Here is an 18,358-nt window from a genome sequence, read left to right as displayed (position 1 = left end):
CCCCCCGCCCGAACAGTCCCTAGCCCACCCTGCAGGATGCCATCCTCTCTTGAATCCTGGCATCGGCCTCCTATGATAGTCCGTATACGGACTCTTTGCGGCTTCTCGATGCTTCGTGACAGACATCCCGATCGGCCGCCACTGTCAGGGCCCTGCTGGGGCCGTCATGAGGTTTGCCGGAGGGGAACCCCCATGCAGTTTCATCTGAACGGTTTTCAGGCCGGGGACCCGGAGATCCTGCCCGAGGACGAGCGGCGGGCCCGCGAGGCGTCGGCTGGCCTCCCGGACGAGGTGGACCTCCTGATCGTGGGCTGCGGCCCGGCCGGGCTGGTCCTCGCCGCGCAGCTCGCGGCGTTCCCCGGCATCACCACCCGGATCGTGGATCGGCGGCTCGGCCCCCTCGAGCTCGGCCAGGCCGACGGCATCGCATGCCGGTCCGTGGAGATGTTCCAGGCCTTCGGGCTCAGCGAGCGCCTGCTCAAGGAGGCCTACTGGGTCAACGAGACGGTCTTCTGGCGGCCGGAGGCGTCGGATCCGAGCCGCATCGGCCGCACGGGCCGGATCCAGGACGTCGCCGACGGGCTGTCGGAGTTCCCCCACCTCATCGTGAACCAGGCGAGGATCCATGGCCTCCTGCTCGACGTCATGCACCGCTCGCCCAGCCGGCTCACGCCGGACTATGGCCTCGAGGTGACCAGCCTCGTCGTCCCCGACGACGCCGAGGCCCCCGTCGACGTCGTCCTCCAGCGGACCGACCCGGAGCGCGCCGGGGAGACCGTCTCCGTGCGGGCCCGCTTCGTCGTCGGCTGCGACGGCGCCCGCAGCACGGTGCGGCAGTCGATCGGCCGCACGCTGCGCGGCGACTCCGCGAATCAGGCGTGGGGCGTCATGGACGTCCTGGCCGTCACCGACTTCCCCGACATCCGGTTCAAGGCGGTGATCCAGTCCTCCGAGGGGAACATCGTCATCATCCCGCGCGAGGGCGGCTACCTCGTGCGGTTCTACATCGAGCTCGACGAGCTGGAACCCGGCGAGCGCGTCGCGGGCCGGGGGATCACGGTGGACACGCTGATCGACACGGCCCGGCGGATCATCCACCCGCACACCCTCGACGTCAGGGACGTCGCGTGGTGGTCGGTCTACGAGATCGGCCAGCGCCTCACCGACGGGTTCGACGACGTTCCCGCCGGCGACGCCGAATCCCGCACCCCGCGGGTCTTCATCGCCGGCGACGCCTGCCACACGCACAGCCCCAAGGCGGGGCAGGGCATGAACGTCTCGATGCAGGACGCCTTCAACCTCGGCTGGAAGCTCGCCGCCGTCCTCGAGGGGCGCGCGGCGCCGAAGCTCCTGCACACGTACTCCGCGGAGCGCCAGGCGGTGGCCCAGCGGCTCATCGACTTCGACCACGAGTGGGCCGCGATGCACAGCGCGCGGGCGAAGGAGGCCGGCGGCGCCGAGGGGGCCGAGCTCCCCGGGCTGCAGCGCCTCTACGAGGAGCAGGGACGGTTCACCGCGGGAGTGGCGACGCACTACCAGCCGTCGCTGATCTGCGGCGAGCCCACGCATCAGGGCCTCGCCCAGGGCTTCACCATCGGGGAGCGCTTCCACTCCGCCCCCGTCATCCGGCTCGCCGACGCCAAGCCGATGCACCTCGGGCACGTGTCCCAGGCCGACGGGCGGTGGCGGCTCTACGCATTCGGCGACCGTTCCGACCCCCGCGACCCGTCGTCCCGGCTCGGCCGCCTGTGCGGCTTCCTCCTCGACGCGAAGGAGTCGCCTGTCCGCCGGTTCACGCCTCCCGTGCCGAACGTGCCTGGCCTGCCACAGAGGGGCGCCGACCTGGACAGCGTGTTCGACGTCCGGGCCGTGCTCCAGCAGGGGCACCGCGAGCTGTCCGTCACCGGACTGCCGCCGCTGCTGCTGCCGCGGAAGGGCCGCTTCGGCCTCATCGACTACGAGAAGGTCTTCTGCCCCGACCTCAAGGCCGGCCCGGACATCTTCGACCTGCGGGGGGTGGACCGCGAGCAGGGGTGCCTCGTCGTCGTCCGCCCGGACCAGTACGTGGCGCACGTCCTGCCCCTCGACCACCACCACGAGCTGGCGCAGTTCTTCGCGGCCTTCACGGTGGAGAGCCGTCCGCTGGTCGACGCCGGCCCGAGCCCCGCGCGCGCAGCCCGCGCCGCGGGAGAGGAGTGAACGCCATGTCCCGCGGCAAGATCGACACCCACGCGCACTACGTCCCCCCGGCCTACCGCCGCTACCTCGAGGAGGAGGCGTTCTTCGGCGGCCAGGCGACGCCTGCCTGGAGCCCGGAGGCCGCGCTCGAGGAGATGGAGACGCTCGGCGTGGAGACCTCGGTCCTCTCCGTTGCCCGGCCCGGATTCTGGTTCGGCAATGCCGAGCGGGCGGCTGCGATGGCCCGCCACGTCAACGAGTACGCCGCCGACCTCGTGCGCGACCAGCCCGACCGGTTCGGCCTGTTCGCCGCGCTGCCGCTGCCCGACGTCGACCGCGCCCTGCGCGAGGTGGAGTACGCGTTCGACGACCTGCACTGCGACGGGGTCATCCTCCTGGCCAACTGCGACGGCGTCTACGTGGGCGACCCCCGCCTCGAGGAGCTCATGGCCGAACTCGACCGGCGCGAGGCCGTCGTCTTCGTGCACCCCAACGCGCTCCCGGCCGAGCCGCTGCCGGGCGTGCCCGTGTTCGTCGCCGACTTCCTGCTCGACACGACCCGGGCCGCGCTCAACCTGATCCGCCACGGCGTGCTCCGCCGGTACCCCCGGCTCAAGGTCATCCTGGCCCATGGCGGCGGGATGCTGCCGTACGCCTCGCACCGAATCGCCAGCCTCACGCCGATCAAGGAGGCCCCTGGGAGCGGCGCGAGCAGTGAGGGCGAGGCCATCGACCGGGCCGGGTTCCTGGCGGAGTGCGCGCGCTTCTACTTCGACACGGCGCTGACCGCGAGCCCGCACAGCATGCCGAGCCTCCTGGCCTTCGCCCAGCCCGGGCACGTCACCTACGGCAGCGACTGGCCCTACGCCCGGGAGGACAACTCGGAGTACTTCACGGCCCAGCTGGACGCCTACCCTCTGGGGGACGCGTCCCGCAGCTCGATCGAGCGCGGGGCGGCGGAGCTGCTGATCCCCCGGCTGGCCGGAGCCAGACTTGCATGAGCACGTGACGCCCGGCCGGGTCAGGCCTCGGCGATCGGCACGGACTCCCTCGAGCCCTGGTAGTGGTCGGACAGGAGGCGGTAGGACCGGGTCGTGAAGGCCAGCAGGGCGAGCGCCGTGAGCAGGAGCCCGCTGACCAGGAAGACCAAGGCGATGCCCCGCGCGTCGCCCTCGCCGAGCAGCCAGCCCCACGCGAGCCGCCCGCCGTCGGACGCCATGTACGGGATGATCCAGAACTGCGCGATCGGCGCGATGAGGAACGAGGTGACGGGCGCCGCCGCGGACTCGAAGGCCGCGGCGAACCCGAAGACGCGGCCCTGCCGCTGGAACGGGACGACCTTCTGGATGACCGTCTGCTCCGAGGCCTCCACGGCCGGGATGAGCGCCATGTAGACGAAGATGCCGAGGGCGTAGAGCCACCACCACTCGCGGACGGTGAAGAACGCGCCGAGGATGCCCATGACGACGGCGACGAGCAGCATCGTGCGGACGGGGTTGGCGCCGAGGCCGAACTTCGCGATCGCCGCGCCGCCGATGAGGAAGCCCGTGGACGTGACGCCCAGGACGATGCCCCAGAGCTCGACGGGGAACAGGGTCAGGCCGTACGGGTCCATGAGCGCCATGTAGACGCCGCCGATGAGGTTGTTGAGCGTCGTGAACAGGATCAGGGCGAAGAGGCCCGGGACCACGCGGATCGCGGCGAGGCTGCCGCGCACGTCGATCCTCGGGGGCTTCCCGTCCTCGGCGACGGGCTTCTCCTCCGGAATGCGCACGAACGCGAGGTGGACGAGCGTGACGAACGTGAGCGCGATGGCGATCGCGAGGGTCCATCCCATGCCCAGCAGGCCGACCGACAGCCCGCTGAAGATGGTCGTGGTGATGAACGCGAGCCCCTGCACCGTTCCGACCATGCCGTTGGCATTCGCGTGCCGCTCCTCGGGCACGAGGAGCGTGACCGTCGTGGAGAGCGCGATGTTGCGCAGCTGCTCGACCACCGAGCCGAAGAGGATGATGCCGGAGAAGACCCAGAACCACGGGCCGCCGAGGTCCACGAGCGCAGACTCGGGCTGCAGGAGGTAGACGACGCCGGCCACGAGGAACGCCCCGAGCGGGAGCACGCTCGAGAGCACCATGACCCGGTGCTTCCGGTGCCTGTCCACGATCGTGCCGAAGTACATCGAGAAGACCGCGACGAGCAGCATATACGCGCCGCCGATGATGCCGGTCGCGAGCACGGAGAGGGTCTCGAGGTACACCCAGAACGTGAGCGCGAACCACAGGAAGCTCGTGGTGACGTTCGCGATCATCGTGTTCGCGAGGACGGCGATGAAGATGCGCATGCCGTTCGGCGGCGGCTGCACCCCCGCCGTCTGCTGGTTCTCCTGCTTGGCTGACGCCGCCCCCGGCGCGGGGACACCCGGCCCGTCGGTCACCCTACGAGGCTAGCCCTCCCCTAGGGGATCCCGGAACCCCGGCGAACAATCGGAGCCGTATGCGGAGGCACGAAGTACTCGAATAAAACTATGGTACACACTGACTCAAAGTATTAGTCTTAGAACACATCTACTACATCGCTGGGGGTGCGAGATGGGAGTCGAAGGACAGCGGGCGCTCGCCGAATTGTCATTCGCCTCGCGCCACTCCGATGTGCTGTCCGGGACACTTGTCCTCGATGTCCGCGCCCTCGAGACTCCGGAGGGCGTCTCGGCCGGGCTGCGTGCCCTCGCAGACTTCGATGCCTTCAGCGCGAGCCTCCGGGCCATGCTCGTGGACAGGCAGACACAGCACGTCGCGGATCAGCCCCTCGAGGGCCGGGACGGTCAGCCAGAAAGGCTCGGCGGCAATGTCGCCTACGCCGCTGCCGTGGCGGAGATCGCGGCGATCCAGGGGACGTCCGAGGCCGCGGCCGCCCGGACCGTCAACTTCTCGAGCGCCCTCGTCAACATCCACCCTGCGCTCCACACGGCCCTCGCTTCCGGCGATGTGACAGAGGCCCATGCCCGCGTCGTCGTCGACCAGTCGTCGACGTTGCCCGACGACGTCGCCGAGGCTTTCGGCATCGAGGCTCTCTCGCGGCTGCGGACCAGGAAGGGCCGAGTGCGGACGCCGGGGGAGTTCCGCGCCGTCGTGCGCGACCTGCGCGAGCGGCTCCATCCCGAGTCGATCGTGAAGCGGCGAGCGGCGGCGCGCCAGGACCGCAGGGTGTGGCTGCAGCCGGACGACGACGGTATGTGCACCCTCGCCGCGCTCCTTCCCGCCGAAACGGCCAAGGCCGCCTACGGGCGCATCGACGCGATCGCACGTGCCGCACGAGATGGCGACGGCGAGTACCGCACTCTGGCCCAGCTACGGGCCGACGTCCTCGTCCAGCTCGCGTTCGCCGATCAGCCCGCGCCGGACGCCCAGCCTGGGCTCGCCGAGGGGTCGGCACGCGACGAGGGGTCCGGGCGCGGCGAGGCGCTCCTGCCCGTCCCGTCGCTTGAAGAACTCATTGGCCGGATCAAACCGGAGGTCGTTGTGCACCTGCGGCCGGAGGTGGTCCTGGGAGCCTCCGACGACGTGGCATATCTGGAGGGCTACGGTGTCATCGATGCGGAGACGGCCCGTCTCCTCGCCGCCGCCGCGCCAGGATGGCAGAAGCTCTACACCGACGACGAGGGCGTTCCCGTCAAGCTCGGACGCACCGCCTACAGACCCTCGGCCGGGCTCCTCCGCTTCATCCGCTACCGCGACGGCGAATGCCTCGTCCCCGCCTGCACATGCGCAGCCCAACGCGCCGAGGTGGACCACACCATCGAATGGCAGGATGGCGGCACCACGAACGCCGAGAATCTGACATTGCTGTGTGCGAAGCACCACGCACTCAAGTCCCTCGCGATCTTCCGGCTCCGGCGTCAGGCCGCTGCCGAACAGAGAGGCCTCCCATCCGAGGGCGGCCCGCCCACCATCAGCGGAGAGCTGGTGTGGCAGACCCTCCTCGGCGGTGAGCTCTCGGCCGAGCCGATAGACCGCGATCATATCCTCGGGCCGAGGCCCGCTGACCTGCGGCCGCGGCCTGGCGAAGCACCTCCGCCGGAGCCCGCCCCACCTCGGGCCACACGCTCTGACGCACCGCCGTTCTAAAGGCCCACCGGCATCCCACACCCTTTCACGTGCTGATCATTGCCCTGGCTCCGCCCGCGAGTGCCCCGACGAGCCGGCTCTCTCCACAGCCGCCCGGATCGCCTCGGGCCACGGCGCGGACGCCTCGCTCCCCCGCGGCACGTGCACCGTCACGAACCGGCCCGACGCCGCGAGGCGACGCTCGACGCCGCCGGAGGGCCCGCCGTCGTGCGCCTCGCCCCACACCTCGAAGCGGAACGCCATCGAGGAGGTGCCCAGCGACTCGAGCTCGAGGACCGTCGTCGCGTCCTGCCCGAAGTACAGCTTGGACCGGTAGTCGACCTCCTGGCGCACGCGCGGCGCCGCGCCGAAGTAGTCGGTCAGCACGCCGAGCCGCTGGAACAGCCGCGCCTCCGCGGCCTCGACGCTGCGCAGCACGAACGAGTTGTGGTGGTGCCCCGCGGCGTCGGTGTCGACCCACTCGACGGTGCGGGTCAGCTCCTCGCGCACGACAGCGGCGCTCGCCTCGGTCACGGATCCTCCTGAAGTTGGTGTCGGGTGGGCGGGGCCAAGGGTAGAGGGGCCACCCCCGGATCGGTCGGGATGTGGCCCCTCAGAGGGCGAGAGGTGGCCAGTCAACGGGTGGGAGATGGCCACTCAACCCAAGGGATATGACCCCTCAGCGGCTAGGCCGTTGCCCCTTCCAGCACCCTCGCCTGCTTGTCCGCTGACGGGGTCCAGCGGAGGTGGGTCGGGAGCTCGTCGGTGTCGGGCTCGCGCAGGAGCGACAGGCGCGGGCGGACGGCGTCCGTGCGGGACGACGGCGGCTTGCGGCGGCCGGCGCGGAACTGCGGCACCCACTCGGCGCCCGCGCCGCGGTAGTCCTGCTCGGCCGCGGCGTGGAGGGTCCACTGCGGGTCGTACAGGTGCGTCCGGCCGAGGGCGCACAGGTCCGCGCGCCCGGCGAGGAGGATCGAGTTGACGTCGTCGTAGCTCGAGATCGCCCCGACGGCGATGACGGCCGCGCCCGTGCCCTCGAGGGCCTGACGGATGCGGTCCGCGAACGGCGTCTGGTAGGAGCGGCCGAACGCGGGCTTCTCCTCCTTGGCGATCTGCCCCGAGGAGACGTCCACGGCCGCCGCGCCGTGCGCCACGAACGCCTTCGCGATCTCCACGCCGTCCTCGGCGGTGTTCCCGTCGGGCAGCCAGTCGACGGCGGAGATGCGCACCGTGACGGGGCGCTCGGCCGGGAAGGCGGCCCGGACGGCGTCGAACACCTCGAGCGGGAAGCGCAGGCGGTTCTCGAGCGAGCCGCCGTACTCGTCGGTGCGGCGGTTCGAGACCGGCGAGAGGAACGAGGAGAGCAGGTAGCCGTGGGCGGCGTGGACCTCGAGGAGGTCGAAGCCGGCCTCGGCGGCGCGGCGGGCGGCGGCGACGAACTCGTCGCGGATCTCGTCCATGCCGGCCCGGTTCAGCTCGGCCGGGACCTGGTTCTCGGGCCCGTACGCGAGGGGCGACGGCGCGACGGTCTGCCAGTTGCCCGACTCGAGCGGCTGGTCGATGCCCTCCCACATGAGCTTGGTGGAGCCCTTGCGGCCCGAGTGGCCGATCTGGGCGCCGATCTTCGCGGCCGAGGCGGTGTGGACGAAGTCCACGATCCGGCCCCACGCGTCCCGCTGCCCGTCCGTGTAGAGGCCCGCGCAGCCGGGCGTGATGCGGCCGGCCTCGGAGACGCAGATCATCTCCGTCATGACCAGCCCGGCACCGCCGAGCGCCTTCGAGCCGAGGTGCGCGAGGTGGAAGTCCCCCGGGACGCCGTCGACCGAGGAGTACATGTCCATCGGCGAGACGATGACGCGGTTGGCCAGCTCGAGCCCGCCGATCCGGAAGGGCTGGAACATCGCCGGGCGGACGGCGCCGTCGCCGTTCCCCGCGGCGGCCTGGGACCGGGCGAACCATGCGTCCACGCCAGCGGCGAACTCCGGGTCGCGCAGCCGCAGGTTCTCCTGCGTGATGCGGCGCGAGCGGGTCAGGAGGTTGAAGCAGAACTGCGTCGGCTCCTGGGACGTGTACATGCCGATGTTCTCGAACCACTCGAGCGAGGCCTGGGCCGCGCGCTGGGTGGACTCGACGACGGGCCGCCGCTCGGTCTCGTACGCCTCGAGGGACGCCTCGAGCGACGGGTGCTCGTGGAGGCAGGCCGCGAGCGCGAGCGCGTCCTCCATCGCGAGCTTGGTGCCGGAGCCGATCGAGAAGTGCGCCGTGTGGGCGGCGTCGCCGAGGAGGACGACGTTGCCGTGCCGCCAGGACGCGTTGCGCACCGTGGTGAAGTTGATCCACTTCGAGTTGTTCGCGAGCACCTCGTGGCCAGCAAGCTCCTCGGCGAAGATCTCCCGGACCTTCGCGATCGCCTTCTCGTCGGAGACGCCGGGCGGGAAGACGGTGCCCTCGGTCTCGTCGAACCCGGCGGCGCGCCACACGTCCTCGTGCATCTCGACGATGAAGGTTGAACCCTCGTCCGAGAACGGGTACCCGTGGATCTGCATGGTGCCCCACTGGGTGTCCTTGACGAAGAACTGGAAGGCCTCGAACACGAGGTCCGTCCCGAGCCACATGTACTTGTTCGGGCGCACGTCGAGGGACGGGCCGAACGACTCGGGGAACCGGGCCCGCACTGCCGAGTTCACGCCGTCGGCCGCGAGGACCAGGTCGTAGTCCCGGGCGAGCTCCTCGACGTCGGGCGCCATCGTGGAGAAGCGCACGTCGACGCCAAGCTCGACGCAGCGGCGCTGCAGGAGCGTCAGCAGCTCCTTGCGGCTCATGGCCGCAAAGCCCTGGCCGCCCACGGTGTGCCGGACGCCGTTGAGGGTGATGTCGATGTCCGTCCAGCGGGCGAACCGCTCAGACATGTACTCCGCGACGACGGCGTCCGCGTTGCCGATCCCGCCGAGCGTCTCGTCGGAGAACACGACGCCGAAGCCGAACGTATCCTCTGCGCGGTTGCGCTCCCACACGGTGACCTCGTGGGCGGGGTCGAGCTGCTTCATGAGGGCGGAGAAGTAGAGGCCGCCGGGGCCGCCGCCGATGACTGCAATTTTCATTGGTCTTCCTCTCAAACCTGCGTGCCGTTGGCGGCGGCCTGCTCGCGCAGGCGGTAGTGCTGGAGCTTGCCGCTCGGGTTGCGCGGCAGGGCGTCGACGAAGCGGACGTCGCGCGGGTACTTGTACGGGGCGATGCGGGACTTGACGAAGTCCTGGATCTCGCGGCGCTTCGCGTCGTCGCCCTCCACGCCGTCGCGGAGGACGACGAACGCGCAGACCACGGTGCCGCGCTCGGGATCCGGCCGGCCGACGACGCCGGACTCCATGACGTCGGGGTGCTCATCGATGGCGGCCTCGACCTCGGGGGCGCCGATGTTGTAGCCGGAGGAGACGATCATGTCGTCCGCGCGGGCCTGGTAGTAGAAGTAGCCCTCGGCGTCGCGGTAGAAGGTGTCGCCGGTGACGTTCCAGCCGTTGACCACGTAGGAGAGCTGGCGCTCGTCCGCGAGGTACCGGCAGCCCGTCGGGCCGATGACCGCGAGCCGCCCGAGCTCGCCCGGGGCCACCTCGTTGCCCTCGTCGTCGAGGACCGTGGCCCGGTAGCCGGGGACCGCGCGGCCTGTGGCGCCGGGGCGGATGTCGTCCCCCGCGGCGGAGATGAACACGTGCAGGAGCTCCGTGGCCCCGATGCCGTTGATGAGCTTGAGCCCGGTCCCCTCGTAGACGTGCTGCCACGTCTCCCGCGGGAGGTGCTCGCCGGCGGAGATCGCCTTCGTCACGCCCCTGAGCAGGTCCGCCTTGCCCTCCTTGATGATCGCCCGGTAGGCGGTCGGCGCCGTCGCGAGGACCGTGACGCCGTGCTCGGCGACGAGCTCGGCGAGCTGGACCGGCGTCGTGCGCTCGGTCAGCAGCGAGGTGGCGCCGAAGCGCAGCGGGAACACGAGGAGCGAGCCGAGCCCGAACGTGAACGCGAACGGGGCGGAGCACGCGAACACGTCGCCCGCGGTGGGCTGCAGGATGTGCCGCGCGAAGGTGTCGGCGTTGGCGAGGATGTCGCGGTGGAAGTGCATGGTCACCTTGGGCACGCCGGTGCTGCCCGAGGTGGGGCCCAGGAGGGCGACGTCGTCCGCCGCCGTCTGGACGGCGTCGAACCGCCCGCTCTTGGCCGCCGCGCGGGCGGTAAGATCGTCGCGCGCTTCGCCGCCATACCGCACAACGACAGGGCGCACGACGGCGGTCCCGTCGCCGCGGGCGGCGACGGCCGCCTCGAGGTCCTCGGCGAAGCGGTGGTCGACGAGGGCGACCGACGGGGACGTGCGCTCGAGGATCTGGGCGATCTCGGCCGCGCGGAGGGCGTGCATCGTCGTCACGACGACCCCGCCGGCCTTCAGGACGCCGAGCCACGCGGCGACGGTCCAGGGGTTGTTCGGCGAGCGCAGGAGGACGCGGTTGCCCGGGACGAGCCCGAGGTCCTCGGTGAGGACCTGCGCGACCTGGTTGGCCCGGGTCTGCAGCTCGCCGTAGGTCCAGCGAGCGCCGTCAGGGGTCAGGAGCGCAGTGCGGTCGGCGCCGAAGCGCTCGACGGCGCGGTCGATAAGGGCCGACGCCGCGTTGAGCCGGTCCGGGTACTGCAGCTCGGGGAGCGTGAACTCGAAGGCCGGCCACTGGTCGGCCGGGGGAAGGTGGTCCCGCGCGAACGTGTCCGCGTGGGCGGAGGGTGAGAGAGCCATGGGGGTCACCTTTCGGGCAGTGCGGAGGGCTCTGGGGACTGAGGCCTGGCGGCGGGGACGTCAGCGTCCGGGCCGGACCAGCGCCTCCTGGGCGACGGTCGCCACGAGGCGGCCGTCCGTGTCGAAGAAGCGCCCGAGGCCGAGCCCGCGCCCGGACTGGGTGCCGGCGGCCTCCTGCGCGTAGAGGAGCCAGCCGTCCACGCGGGCGGGCCGGTGGAACCACATCGCGTGGTCGAGGCTCGCGGTCGTCAGGCCCGGGTCGGCCCACGCGAGCCCGAGGGCGCGGAGGGTCGGCTCGATGATCGTGTAGTCGCACGCGTAGGCGAGGGCCGCGGTGTGCAGCTGGGCCTCGGTGAGCGCGGCGGCTCCGGGGGTGGCTGCGCGGGGTGAGCCGCCGGCGTCGGGCGAGCCCACGCCGTCGAGCGCCTCGAAGGAGCGCAGCCACACCGCCTGGTGCGGCACCCGCTCCCCCTCGACCCGCACGTACACCGGGCCGGGGACGTGCCGCATGTCGAAGGACCGGCCCGAGGACCAGTACTCCTTGGACGCCTCGGTGAGCGTGCCCGCCTCGGCCGTGCCCGGCTCGACGTCGGCGAGGTACTCGGCCGAGCTCGGCAGCGTTTCCGGGTCCGGGACCCCGGCGGGGGCCGCGGGGGCGAGCTCGGCGCCGTCCTCCGGGACCTGGAACGAGGCGAGCGCGGCGTAGACCGGCTTGCCGTTCTGGTAGCCGCGCACCTGCCGGGTCGAGTAGCCGCGGCCATCGCGCAGGAGCTCGACCTCGTAGCGGACGTGGGCGCCGATGTCGACGGGGCGCATGAAGTAGGAGTGCATCGAGTGCAGACCCCGGTCCGCCTCGACCGAGAGCATCGCGGCCGCCGCGGCCTGGGCCACCATGTCCCCGCCGTAGGCCTTGGGCCACGGGCAGGGCTGGGTGGTCGCGGTGAAGGCGAGGTCGAAGTGCTCGGGCTCGGCTGGAGAGAGCTCGAGCGCCGCGAGCAGCGCGGTGGAGAGACCCGTGGACGTGCCTGCGGTGCTCATGCCCGGCGGAACCCTTCGAGCTCGGAGTCGTCGACGTCCTCGAGGTTCACCACGATGTTCTCCGGGGTGCGGGTGGTGAGCCACACGAGCTCCTCCGTGGTGGACATGTTCGCCTCGACGTGCGGCATGAACGGCGGGACGAAGACCCAGTCGCCGGCGCTCATGTCGACGTAGTCCTTGTAGCCCTCGCCGAAGTAGATCCGGCCGTGGCCACGGAGCACGTAGCCGCCGGTCTCGGCCTCGCCGTGGTGGTGCGGGAAGGAGCGGTAGCCGGGCTCGTTGGAGACCTGGCCGAACCAGATCTTCGTCGCGGGAGTGTGCTGGATCGAGACGCCCGAGACGCGCACGCACTGGCCGGACTGCATGGTCGAGGTGTCCTCGTGCCCGGCACGGGTCACCACGGGGATCACGCGGCCGTCGGGCTGGGCGTAGATCGAGTTGTCGCCCTCGGTGGCGTAGGTCTGCTCTGCTGTCTGCTCTGGCATGGTGGCTCCTTTGCCGTATCTCTAGTGTCTGCTGATCAGTGGGTGAAGCGGATGGTGTTTTCGAGGCGGCCCAGGCCCTTGGCCTCGACGACGACCGTGTCGCCGTCCGCGAGGTAGAGCGGGGGCTGCATCCCCATGCCGACGCCGCCGGGCGTGCCGGTCAAGACGACGTCGCCGGGGCGAAGCACGGTGAACTGGGAGATGTACGCGACGAGGGCGGCGGCGCTGAAGACGAGCGTCTTGGTCGAGCCCGTCTGGCGGCGGACCCCGTTGACCTCGCACACGATCTCGATGCCGTCCTGTGGGTCGATCGCCTCCGCCGTGACGAGGACCGGGCCGAGCGGCGTCGTCGCGTCCCACGCCTTGCCCTGGAACCACTGGAGGGTGCGCTTCTGCCAGTCGCGGACCGAGAGGTCGTTCGCGAGCGCGTACCCGGCGATGCCGGCGCGCGCCTCCTCCTCGCTCGCCCCGCGCAGCTCCGCGCCGACGACGACGGCGAGCTCGGCCTCCCAGTCGAGCGCGCCCTGGGCGGCGGGCGGCACCGAGATCTCGTCCGCGGGGCCCGTGAGCGTGTCCGCGAACTTCGCGAAGAGCGTGGGGTGCTCGGGGAGGTCGCGGCCCATCTCGGTGATGTGGTCGGCGTAGTTGAGCCCGCAGCAGACCACCTTGCGGGGGGCCGGCAGCGGGAGGGCCAGCTCGGCGGCGCCCACGGCAATACCAGCGGCGACCCCGGCGCCCGGCGCGGCGGACGCGAGCGCGGCCTCCGCCGTCGTGCGCCAGTCCGCCCGGGCGAGCAGCGCGCTGAGGTCCGGGGCGCCGAGGGGGATCCACCGGCCGTCGCGCCGGACGGCGGCGGAGGTGCCCTCCGCGGTCCTGATCGTGCCGAGTTCCATGTCTCTCCTGAGCGTCTCTGGTGTTCTTGATTTCAGTATGTCGCTTTTCTAACGACCGTCAACTAAACTCAAGGTAGCACGGCCCGCGAGACCGTGACTAGCCCCACACTGGAGACGACCCCGCAAGGGAGCAGGAGGACACCATGGAGGCGACCATGACGCGCAAGGAGACCATCAACCCGGCGTCGCTGCCGAAGCCCTCGGGCTACGCGCACGGGATCAAGGTGGGGAACACCGTGTACCTGGGCGGGCAGACCGCCCTGGACAAGGACATGAAGATCGTCCCGGGCGGGATCGTCGAGCAGTTCCGGCAGGCGTTCTCCAACGTCCTGGCCACGCTCGAGGAGGCCGGCGGGAAGCCCGAGGACCTCGTCGACGTGACGATCTACCTCACCGACGTGGAGGACTACATGGCCCACGGGCGGGAGATCGGGCGGATCTGGCGCGAGATGGCCGGGCGCGAGTACCCGGCGATGGCGGGCATCGGGATCACGCGGCTGTGGCAGGAGGAGGCCCTGATCGAGATCAAGGGCGTGGCCGTGATCGGGTCGGGGACGGCGGAGTAGCCCTCTCCGACCCACAGTTCCGGGGGGACGCCGAAGGCCCTCGCCTCGTGCAGGCGGGGGCCTTCGACGTGCCTCAGGACGGGCGTGCTGCAGGCGGCCTGCTTGCGCGAAACGGATGATGGCTGCGCGGTCCGGATAGAGGGCCCGAGCGCGCAAACGTAGCGTTGTGAGTAGAAAAAGCAGGCACAGATCGCAGGTGAAGGAGGTGAGCAGCGATGATGTCCCGTCGACTCGCACACCAGCGTTGGGTCGAGTACCGCGAGCGCGAAGCCGCCGCCGCTGCCGCCGCCGCCAGCGAATCCCAGAAGCCGGCCGGCCCGCTGAACCGCTCCACGAGCGACTAGACCAAGCTCACTCCGTCAGAGGCCCACATGCCGTGACGAGGCTCCGAAGGAGGAGACCATGGACCGATTCCTCTCGGCCGTGGCTGGCGCACTGAGAATCCTGACGCCGTCCAGCACCAGCCCGCAGCCGCCGGCCCCCACCGAGTCGCATCCTTACAGCGCCTCGCTCCGGCTCGTCGCCACTCCTTGGGAGGGGCTGCACCTGGAGCCAGGGCACGGGGATTGCGATCAGTAGGACAGGTCGAGCTGTCCTACTGCGGCGCAGCATTCCCGCCGCGTCCGCCTCTCGACCTCCCCTGCCCCCGTGACTATCGTGGCCCACGCTGAGTCAATTCCGAGCACGCGAAGGGGCACACCATGGGCATCCTCTCCCTCGACCTGTTCATCACCCTCGACGGCGTGTACCAGGCGCCCGGCGGCCCCAACGAGGACCTCGAGGGCGGCTTCGAGTTCGGCGGGTGGCAGGGGGCGTATTTCGATGCGGAGTCCGGTGAGGCGATCGGCGCGGGCATCAACCGCATGGATGCCCTGCTGCTCGGACGCAAGACCTACGACATCTTCGCCGGGTACTGGCCCACCCGCCCCCAGGGCGACCCCATCGCGACGACATTCAACGCCCTGCCGAAGTTCGTCGTCTCGCGCTCCCTGACCGACCCGGAATGGGAGGGCACCACGGCGCTGCCGGACGTGGCGCAGGTGGGCGCGGTGAAGGACCGGTTCGAGGACATCCACGTCATCGGCAGCGGCCACCTTGCGCGGTCGCTGCTCGAGGCCGACCTGCTCGACCGGCTGAACCTCTTCGTCTACCCGCTGACCTTCGGGTCGGGCAAGCGCCTGTTCCCGGACGGCTCCGGCGTGCCCGCCGCCTTCAGGTTCGTGCAGCCGCCCCAGGCCTTCCCGAAGGGCGCGGTCCTCCTCGCCTACGAGCGCGCCGGCGCGCCGATCACGGGCATCGACATCGGCGAGGGGTAGCGCGCACGGTCAGGCCGGCTGGCGGACCGACTCGTAGAAGGAGATCAGCTCCCCGGCGACGACCTCGGGGGCGACCACGGGCGCGAAGTGGCCGAGACCGGGCAGCTCGCGGACGTGCACGTGGGGGACGTGCCGGGCGATGTGCTGTTCCGACTCGCCCCACAGGGAGGCGAGCAGGGTCTGCCGGCCTCGGAGGATGAGGACCGGCACCGTGACCTGCGCCAGGGACTCGGGGTCGGTGGACCGTGGGCCCTGGTAGGCGTTGTCCTGCCCGAGGTCATTGAGCATGGCTGGGACTGCGCTGGCCCAGAGCTCGAAGAAGGTCGTCTGCTCGAGGGCGGCGACCTCGTCGTCCGTGCAGATGCCGGCGGCGAAGTGGTGCATCGCCTCGACGAGGCGGCCTTGGGCGACGGCCTTGCCTGCCCGCTCGAACGCGGCGCCGAGCCGCGGCATGTCAGGCTCCCCGACGCCGGGCACGACCGGCTCGTAGGCGGCGACGGCGGCCACAGCACTGCTCCGCGCGGCGCCGAGGCACCACGGGCCGCTGCCCGACCATGCCAGGAGGCTCACCGGCTCGCCGATGCTGTCGGCGAAGGCCGTGACGTCCTCGACGAGGCGCGGCGGGGTGTGGTCCGGGTGGTCTCCCGACAGCCCGCGGCCGCGGACGCTCGGGAGATAGCAGGTGAACCGGTCGGTGAGGTGCGGCAGCAGCTCCTGCCAGGCGAGGTCGCCGTGGCCGATCCCCCCGTGGACCAGCACCAGCGCGGGCCCCTGTCCCACGACCCGTCCGACGATCTCGGTGCCGTCGGCGGAGACAGCCCGCTGGATGCGCTTCTCGTTCATGATGACGGCTCCTGACCGGTAGTGGCGCCGCTGGTCGGTGCCTCTACCAAGGACGTTAGGAGCGCCACCGGGTGGCCGGCATCGGCATCATCGGCCGACCTGCCGCCGCGGGACTACGCGGTTCTGCGCATCCGGCTCAGTGGCCCACCCAGCTCACCGGGGTGCCGTCATCCCGCGCTCGACGGCGTACCGCGCCGCCTGCGTGCGGGAGGTGACCCCGATCTTGGCGTAGATGTTCGTCAGGTGCCGGCCCACCGTCCGGTCGCTGATGAACAGCCGATCGCCGATCTCCCGGTTCGAGCGTCCCTCGGCGACGAGCGCCAGCACCTCGCTCTCGCGCCGGCTCAGCCCGCCCGGCGCCCCCGACCCCGGCCGGCGGACGCCCAGCCGCTCGTACGCCTCCGCCGCCCGCGCGTCCTCCGCGGCAGCGGACGCCTCGTCGCCGAGCGCCCGGTATGCCTCGGCCAGCCGCTCGCAGAGGCCGGCCACCTCCTGCGGAGCGCCGAGCTCGTGCCACCGCCGGCACGCGTCGCGCAGCACGGGAAGGGCCTCCTCGGCATGGCCCTGCGCCAGGAGCAGTGCGCCGCGCGCTCCGGCGGCCATCGCCTCCAGCCCGGAGGTCGCATACCTCGCCGCCGTCGCGGCGAGCTCGGCGGCCGCGGACGACGCGTCGTCGGACCGTCCCGCGGCGATCGCGATCTCGACCGCCGCGGCGCACAGCGGCGCCCTGCGCAACGGGTCGGGGCCGACCGCCGCCAGTGCCGTGCGGACCGACGTTGCCGCCCCCGCGGCGTCGCCACCCCCGAGCTGCAGCAGCGCGCGGCCCGGCTGCGGGTCGCGCCCGCGGGCATGCGCCTCGTCGTAGGCGCGGACGGCGCCCGGGTCACCGCGGAGCCGCCGCGCCTCGGCCACGACGTACCAGGCCTCGGCGGCGTAGTCGACCCGGCTGGCATCGAGGTCCGCCACGACCTCGAGCGCCGTCCGTTCTGCCTCGTCCCAGACGCCGCGGAGGAGCTGGAGCTGGGCCCGGTGCACCGCGCAGAGGCCCCCGAACAGCACCGCCGCGGGAAGGGAGGCCAGCCACCGCTCGGCGAGCTCGCTCCAGCGGGTCATCCGGCGGACGTCGGCGACCTCGTGGCAGGCCGCGATCGTGTGGCAGTAGAGGGTGCCCGAGAGGAACGGCGCGAGCCTGCCGTCCAGGACCGTGACCATCGCCTCGTCGAGCAGCGCCAGCCCGTCGATCACCTGTCCCGACCTGATCAGCGCGCGACCCTCGCCGTTGAGGCCCAGCGACACGAGGTCGGGCTGGCCGAGCCGGCGGCCGATCTCCTGCACCCTGCGGGCTGCGTCCACGGCGGCCGCGGGCTGCCCCGCCTGCAGGCTCGGCTCCATCCGGGTCAGGACCAGCAGCAGCCCGTGCACCGGGCACTCCGGGACACCCTCCAGCAGGTGCCCGGCGCGGCCGATCCACCCCCTGCCCTGCGGCTCGTCGCCCCGCCCCAGGTGGAAGATGCCCAGCACGAGGGCGACGCCCGCCGCCTCGGCCGGCCTGGACTCGGCGAGGAAGGCCTCGCACGCGGCGGCGCTGAGGCGAAGGTTGTCCTCGATGCGGCCGAGCCACCACACGGCGTCGGCATAGGCGACGAGGTCGTCGGCGTCGAGCCGCTCAGCCGGGACGGCGTCGAAGCGCGCCGCGGCTGCGGCCCAATCGCGTGCCGCATGGGCCGTGCGCGCCTGGGCCAGGCTGTCCGTGTGCTCGTCCACCCGCCGTCCTCCGTCGACGGTATGCAGGCTACCCCACCCCGCTCATATCCCCAGCGGCCCTCAGCGAACGACGGCGGCCGCGTCCTCCCAGCGCCAACGCACCGCGGACTCTTCGCGCCTCCATCGATACCACGTGACATGGCACACATCACATGAGATGATCCCCGGGTGATCCTGCACGAGAAGGCGCAGCGCTTCTGGAGCGCGCTCGGCGCTGCCTTCTGCGACGGCCTCTACCAGTCGATCCCTGCGCCCTTCCCGCAGGACCCCCAGGAACTCCCTCCAAGCACCCCGGCCGAGGACTCCCTCAGCCACTCCTGACCCACCTCATGGCCCGTTCTCCCCACGGCCCTTGACGCCCACTTTGTGCCATGTAACATTGCACTGAGCGTGATGCCGGA

Annotated in this window: 16 protein-coding genes; 7 read left to right on the top strand and 9 right to left on the bottom strand. The window is 71.5% G+C overall.

Features of this window, described 5'->3' with window-relative positions; all coding sequences use genetic code 11:
• The first annotated feature begins 192 nt into the window (after window positions 1-192).
• Both ACUYMY_RS01155 and ACUYMY_RS01150 read left to right on the top strand, forming a co-directional pair.
• Entirely contained in the window at window positions 193-2,199 is a 2,007-nt protein-coding gene (locus ACUYMY_RS01155) for an FAD-binding monooxygenase (RefSeq protein WP_481701814.1), read from the top strand.
• Window positions 2,200-2,204: 5 nt separating this feature from the next.
• Window positions 2,205-3,179 carry an amidohydrolase family protein gene (locus ACUYMY_RS01150; RefSeq protein WP_481701813.1) on the top strand — a complete coding sequence of 325 codons (975 nt, stop codon included), beginning with the start codon at window positions 2,205-2,207 and terminating at the stop codon, window positions 3,177-3,179.
• A gap of 20 nt (window positions 3,180-3,199) precedes the next feature.
• Here ACUYMY_RS01150 and ACUYMY_RS01145 read toward each other — a convergent pair whose 3' ends face one another.
• The gene (locus ACUYMY_RS01145) at window positions 3,200-4,519 is read right to left on the bottom strand and encodes an MFS transporter (protein WP_481704922.1); all 1,320 of its coding nucleotides are present in this window, start codon (window positions 4,517-4,519) and stop codon (window positions 3,200-3,202) included.
• A gap of 247 nt (window positions 4,520-4,766) precedes the next feature.
• Between ACUYMY_RS01145 and ACUYMY_RS01140 the strand changes: the two genes are divergently transcribed.
• Window positions 4,767-6,302, top strand: coding sequence for an HNH endonuclease signature motif containing protein (locus ACUYMY_RS01140; protein WP_481701812.1), 1,536 nt, complete (start codon window positions 4,767-4,769; stop codon window positions 6,300-6,302).
• A 36-nt stretch (window positions 6,303-6,338) separates the two neighbouring features.
• On the opposite strand, the gene ACUYMY_RS01135 is transcribed toward ACUYMY_RS01140, so the two are convergent.
• The 6 genes from ACUYMY_RS01135 to ACUYMY_RS01110 all read right to left on the bottom strand — a co-directional run bounded on the left by ACUYMY_RS01135 (window position 6,339) and on the right by ACUYMY_RS01110 (window position 13,468).
• Complete coding sequence (locus ACUYMY_RS01135; protein WP_481701811.1) at window positions 6,339-6,815, bottom strand: acyl-CoA thioesterase; 477 nt, start codon at window positions 6,813-6,815, stop codon at window positions 6,339-6,341.
• Window positions 6,816-6,967: 152 nt separating this feature from the next.
• A complete protein-coding gene (locus tag ACUYMY_RS01130) occupies window positions 6,968-9,382 on the bottom strand; it encodes a bifunctional salicylyl-CoA 5-hydroxylase/oxidoreductase (RefSeq protein WP_481701810.1) in 2,415 nt (804 codons plus the stop codon).
• A gap of 11 nt (window positions 9,383-9,393) precedes the next feature.
• Entirely contained in the window at window positions 9,394-11,052 is a 1,659-nt protein-coding gene (locus ACUYMY_RS01125) for an AMP-binding protein (RefSeq protein ID WP_481701809.1), read from the bottom strand.
• A gap of 60 nt (window positions 11,053-11,112) precedes the next feature.
• Window positions 11,113-12,090, bottom strand: a complete 978-nt coding sequence (locus ACUYMY_RS01120) for an acyl-CoA thioesterase (protein ID WP_481701808.1) — start codon at window positions 12,088-12,090, stop codon at window positions 11,113-11,115.
• Window positions 12,087-12,575, bottom strand: a complete 489-nt coding sequence (locus ACUYMY_RS01115; protein WP_481701807.1) for a cupin domain-containing protein — start codon at window positions 12,573-12,575, stop codon at window positions 12,087-12,089. The genes ACUYMY_RS01120 and ACUYMY_RS01115 overlap by 4 nt, the downstream gene beginning before the upstream one ends.
• 35 nt (window positions 12,576-12,610) lie before the next feature.
• On the bottom strand, window positions 12,611-13,468 hold the full coding sequence (locus ACUYMY_RS01110; RefSeq protein ID WP_481701806.1) for a fumarylacetoacetate hydrolase family protein: 858 nt from the start codon (window positions 13,466-13,468) through the stop codon (window positions 12,611-12,613).
• 143 nt (window positions 13,469-13,611) lie between these two features.
• Between ACUYMY_RS01110 and ACUYMY_RS01105 the strand changes: the two genes are divergently transcribed.
• The 3 genes from ACUYMY_RS01105 to ACUYMY_RS01095 all read left to right on the top strand — a co-directional run bounded on the left by ACUYMY_RS01105 (window position 13,612) and on the right by ACUYMY_RS01095 (window position 15,350).
• The gene (locus ACUYMY_RS01105) at window positions 13,612-14,034 is read left to right on the top strand and encodes a RidA family protein (RefSeq protein ID WP_481701805.1); all 423 of its coding nucleotides are present in this window, start codon (window positions 13,612-13,614) and stop codon (window positions 14,032-14,034) included.
• A gap of 218 nt (window positions 14,035-14,252) precedes the next feature.
• On the top strand, window positions 14,253-14,378 hold the full coding sequence (locus tag ACUYMY_RS01100) for a hypothetical protein (protein WP_481701804.1): 126 nt from the start codon (window positions 14,253-14,255) through the stop codon (window positions 14,376-14,378).
• 357 nt (window positions 14,379-14,735) lie between these two features.
• Entirely contained in the window at window positions 14,736-15,350 is a 615-nt protein-coding gene (locus ACUYMY_RS01095; RefSeq protein WP_481701803.1) for a dihydrofolate reductase family protein, read from the top strand.
• A gap of 9 nt (window positions 15,351-15,359) precedes the next feature.
• On the opposite strand, the gene ACUYMY_RS01090 is transcribed toward ACUYMY_RS01095, so the two are convergent.
• Together ACUYMY_RS01090 and ACUYMY_RS01085 are read right to left on the bottom strand one after the other, a co-directional pair.
• Window positions 15,360-16,193 carry an alpha/beta fold hydrolase gene (locus ACUYMY_RS01090; RefSeq protein WP_481701802.1) on the bottom strand — a complete coding sequence of 278 codons (834 nt, stop codon included), beginning with the start codon at window positions 16,191-16,193 and terminating at the stop codon, window positions 15,360-15,362.
• 153 nt (window positions 16,194-16,346) lie between these two features.
• Window positions 16,347-17,957: a LuxR C-terminal-related transcriptional regulator gene (locus ACUYMY_RS01085; protein WP_481701801.1), complete on the bottom strand. Its 1,611-nt coding sequence runs from the start codon at window positions 17,955-17,957 to the stop codon at window positions 16,347-16,349.
• 168 nt (window positions 17,958-18,125) lie between these two features.
• Between ACUYMY_RS01085 and ACUYMY_RS01080 the strand changes: the two genes are divergently transcribed.
• Window positions 18,126-18,278: a hypothetical protein gene (locus tag ACUYMY_RS01080; protein WP_481701800.1), complete on the top strand. Its 153-nt coding sequence runs from the start codon at window positions 18,126-18,128 to the stop codon at window positions 18,276-18,278.
• Window positions 18,279-18,358 lie beyond the last annotated feature (80 nt).

Source organism: Sinomonas sp. T428B (assembly GCF_056780155.1).
The sequence above is the reverse complement of the archived record's forward strand: the minus strand, read 5'-3'. Positions and strand labels throughout refer to the sequence as shown.

Coding starts and splice junctions, on each gene's coding strand:
- ACUYMY_RS01110 (WP_481701806.1), bottom strand. CDS start 13,468: ATGGAACTCGGCACGATCAGGACCGCGGAGGGCACCTCCGCCGCCGTC.
- ACUYMY_RS01155 (WP_481701814.1), top strand. CDS start 193: ATGCAGTTTCATCTGAACGGTTTTCAGGCCGGGGACCCGGAGATCCTG.
- ACUYMY_RS01125 (WP_481701809.1), bottom strand. CDS start 11,052: ATGGCTCTCTCACCCTCCGCCCACGCGGACACGTTCGCGCGGGACCAC.
- ACUYMY_RS01095 (WP_481701803.1), top strand. CDS start 14,736: ATGGGCATCCTCTCCCTCGACCTGTTCATCACCCTCGACGGCGTGTAC.
- ACUYMY_RS01105 (WP_481701805.1), top strand. CDS start 13,612: ATGGAGGCGACCATGACGCGCAAGGAGACCATCAACCCGGCGTCGCTG.
- ACUYMY_RS01100 (WP_481701804.1), top strand. CDS start 14,253: ATGTCCCGTCGACTCGCACACCAGCGTTGGGTCGAGTACCGCGAGCGC.
- ACUYMY_RS01090 (WP_481701802.1), bottom strand. CDS start 16,193: ATGAACGAGAAGCGCATCCAGCGGGCTGTCTCCGCCGACGGCACCGAG.
- ACUYMY_RS01115 (WP_481701807.1), bottom strand. CDS start 12,575: ATGCCAGAGCAGACAGCAGAGCAGACCTACGCCACCGAGGGCGACAAC.
- ACUYMY_RS01140 (WP_481701812.1), top strand. CDS start 4,767: ATGGGAGTCGAAGGACAGCGGGCGCTCGCCGAATTGTCATTCGCCTCG.
- ACUYMY_RS01150 (WP_481701813.1), top strand. CDS start 2,205: ATGTCCCGCGGCAAGATCGACACCCACGCGCACTACGTCCCCCCGGCC.
- ACUYMY_RS01145 (WP_481704922.1), bottom strand. CDS start 4,519: ATGCGCATCTTCATCGCCGTCCTCGCGAACACGATGATCGCGAACGTC.
- ACUYMY_RS01120 (WP_481701808.1), bottom strand. CDS start 12,090: ATGAGCACCGCAGGCACGTCCACGGGTCTCTCCACCGCGCTGCTCGCG.
- ACUYMY_RS01130 (WP_481701810.1), bottom strand. CDS start 9,382: ATGAAAATTGCAGTCATCGGCGGCGGCCCCGGCGGCCTCTACTTCTCC.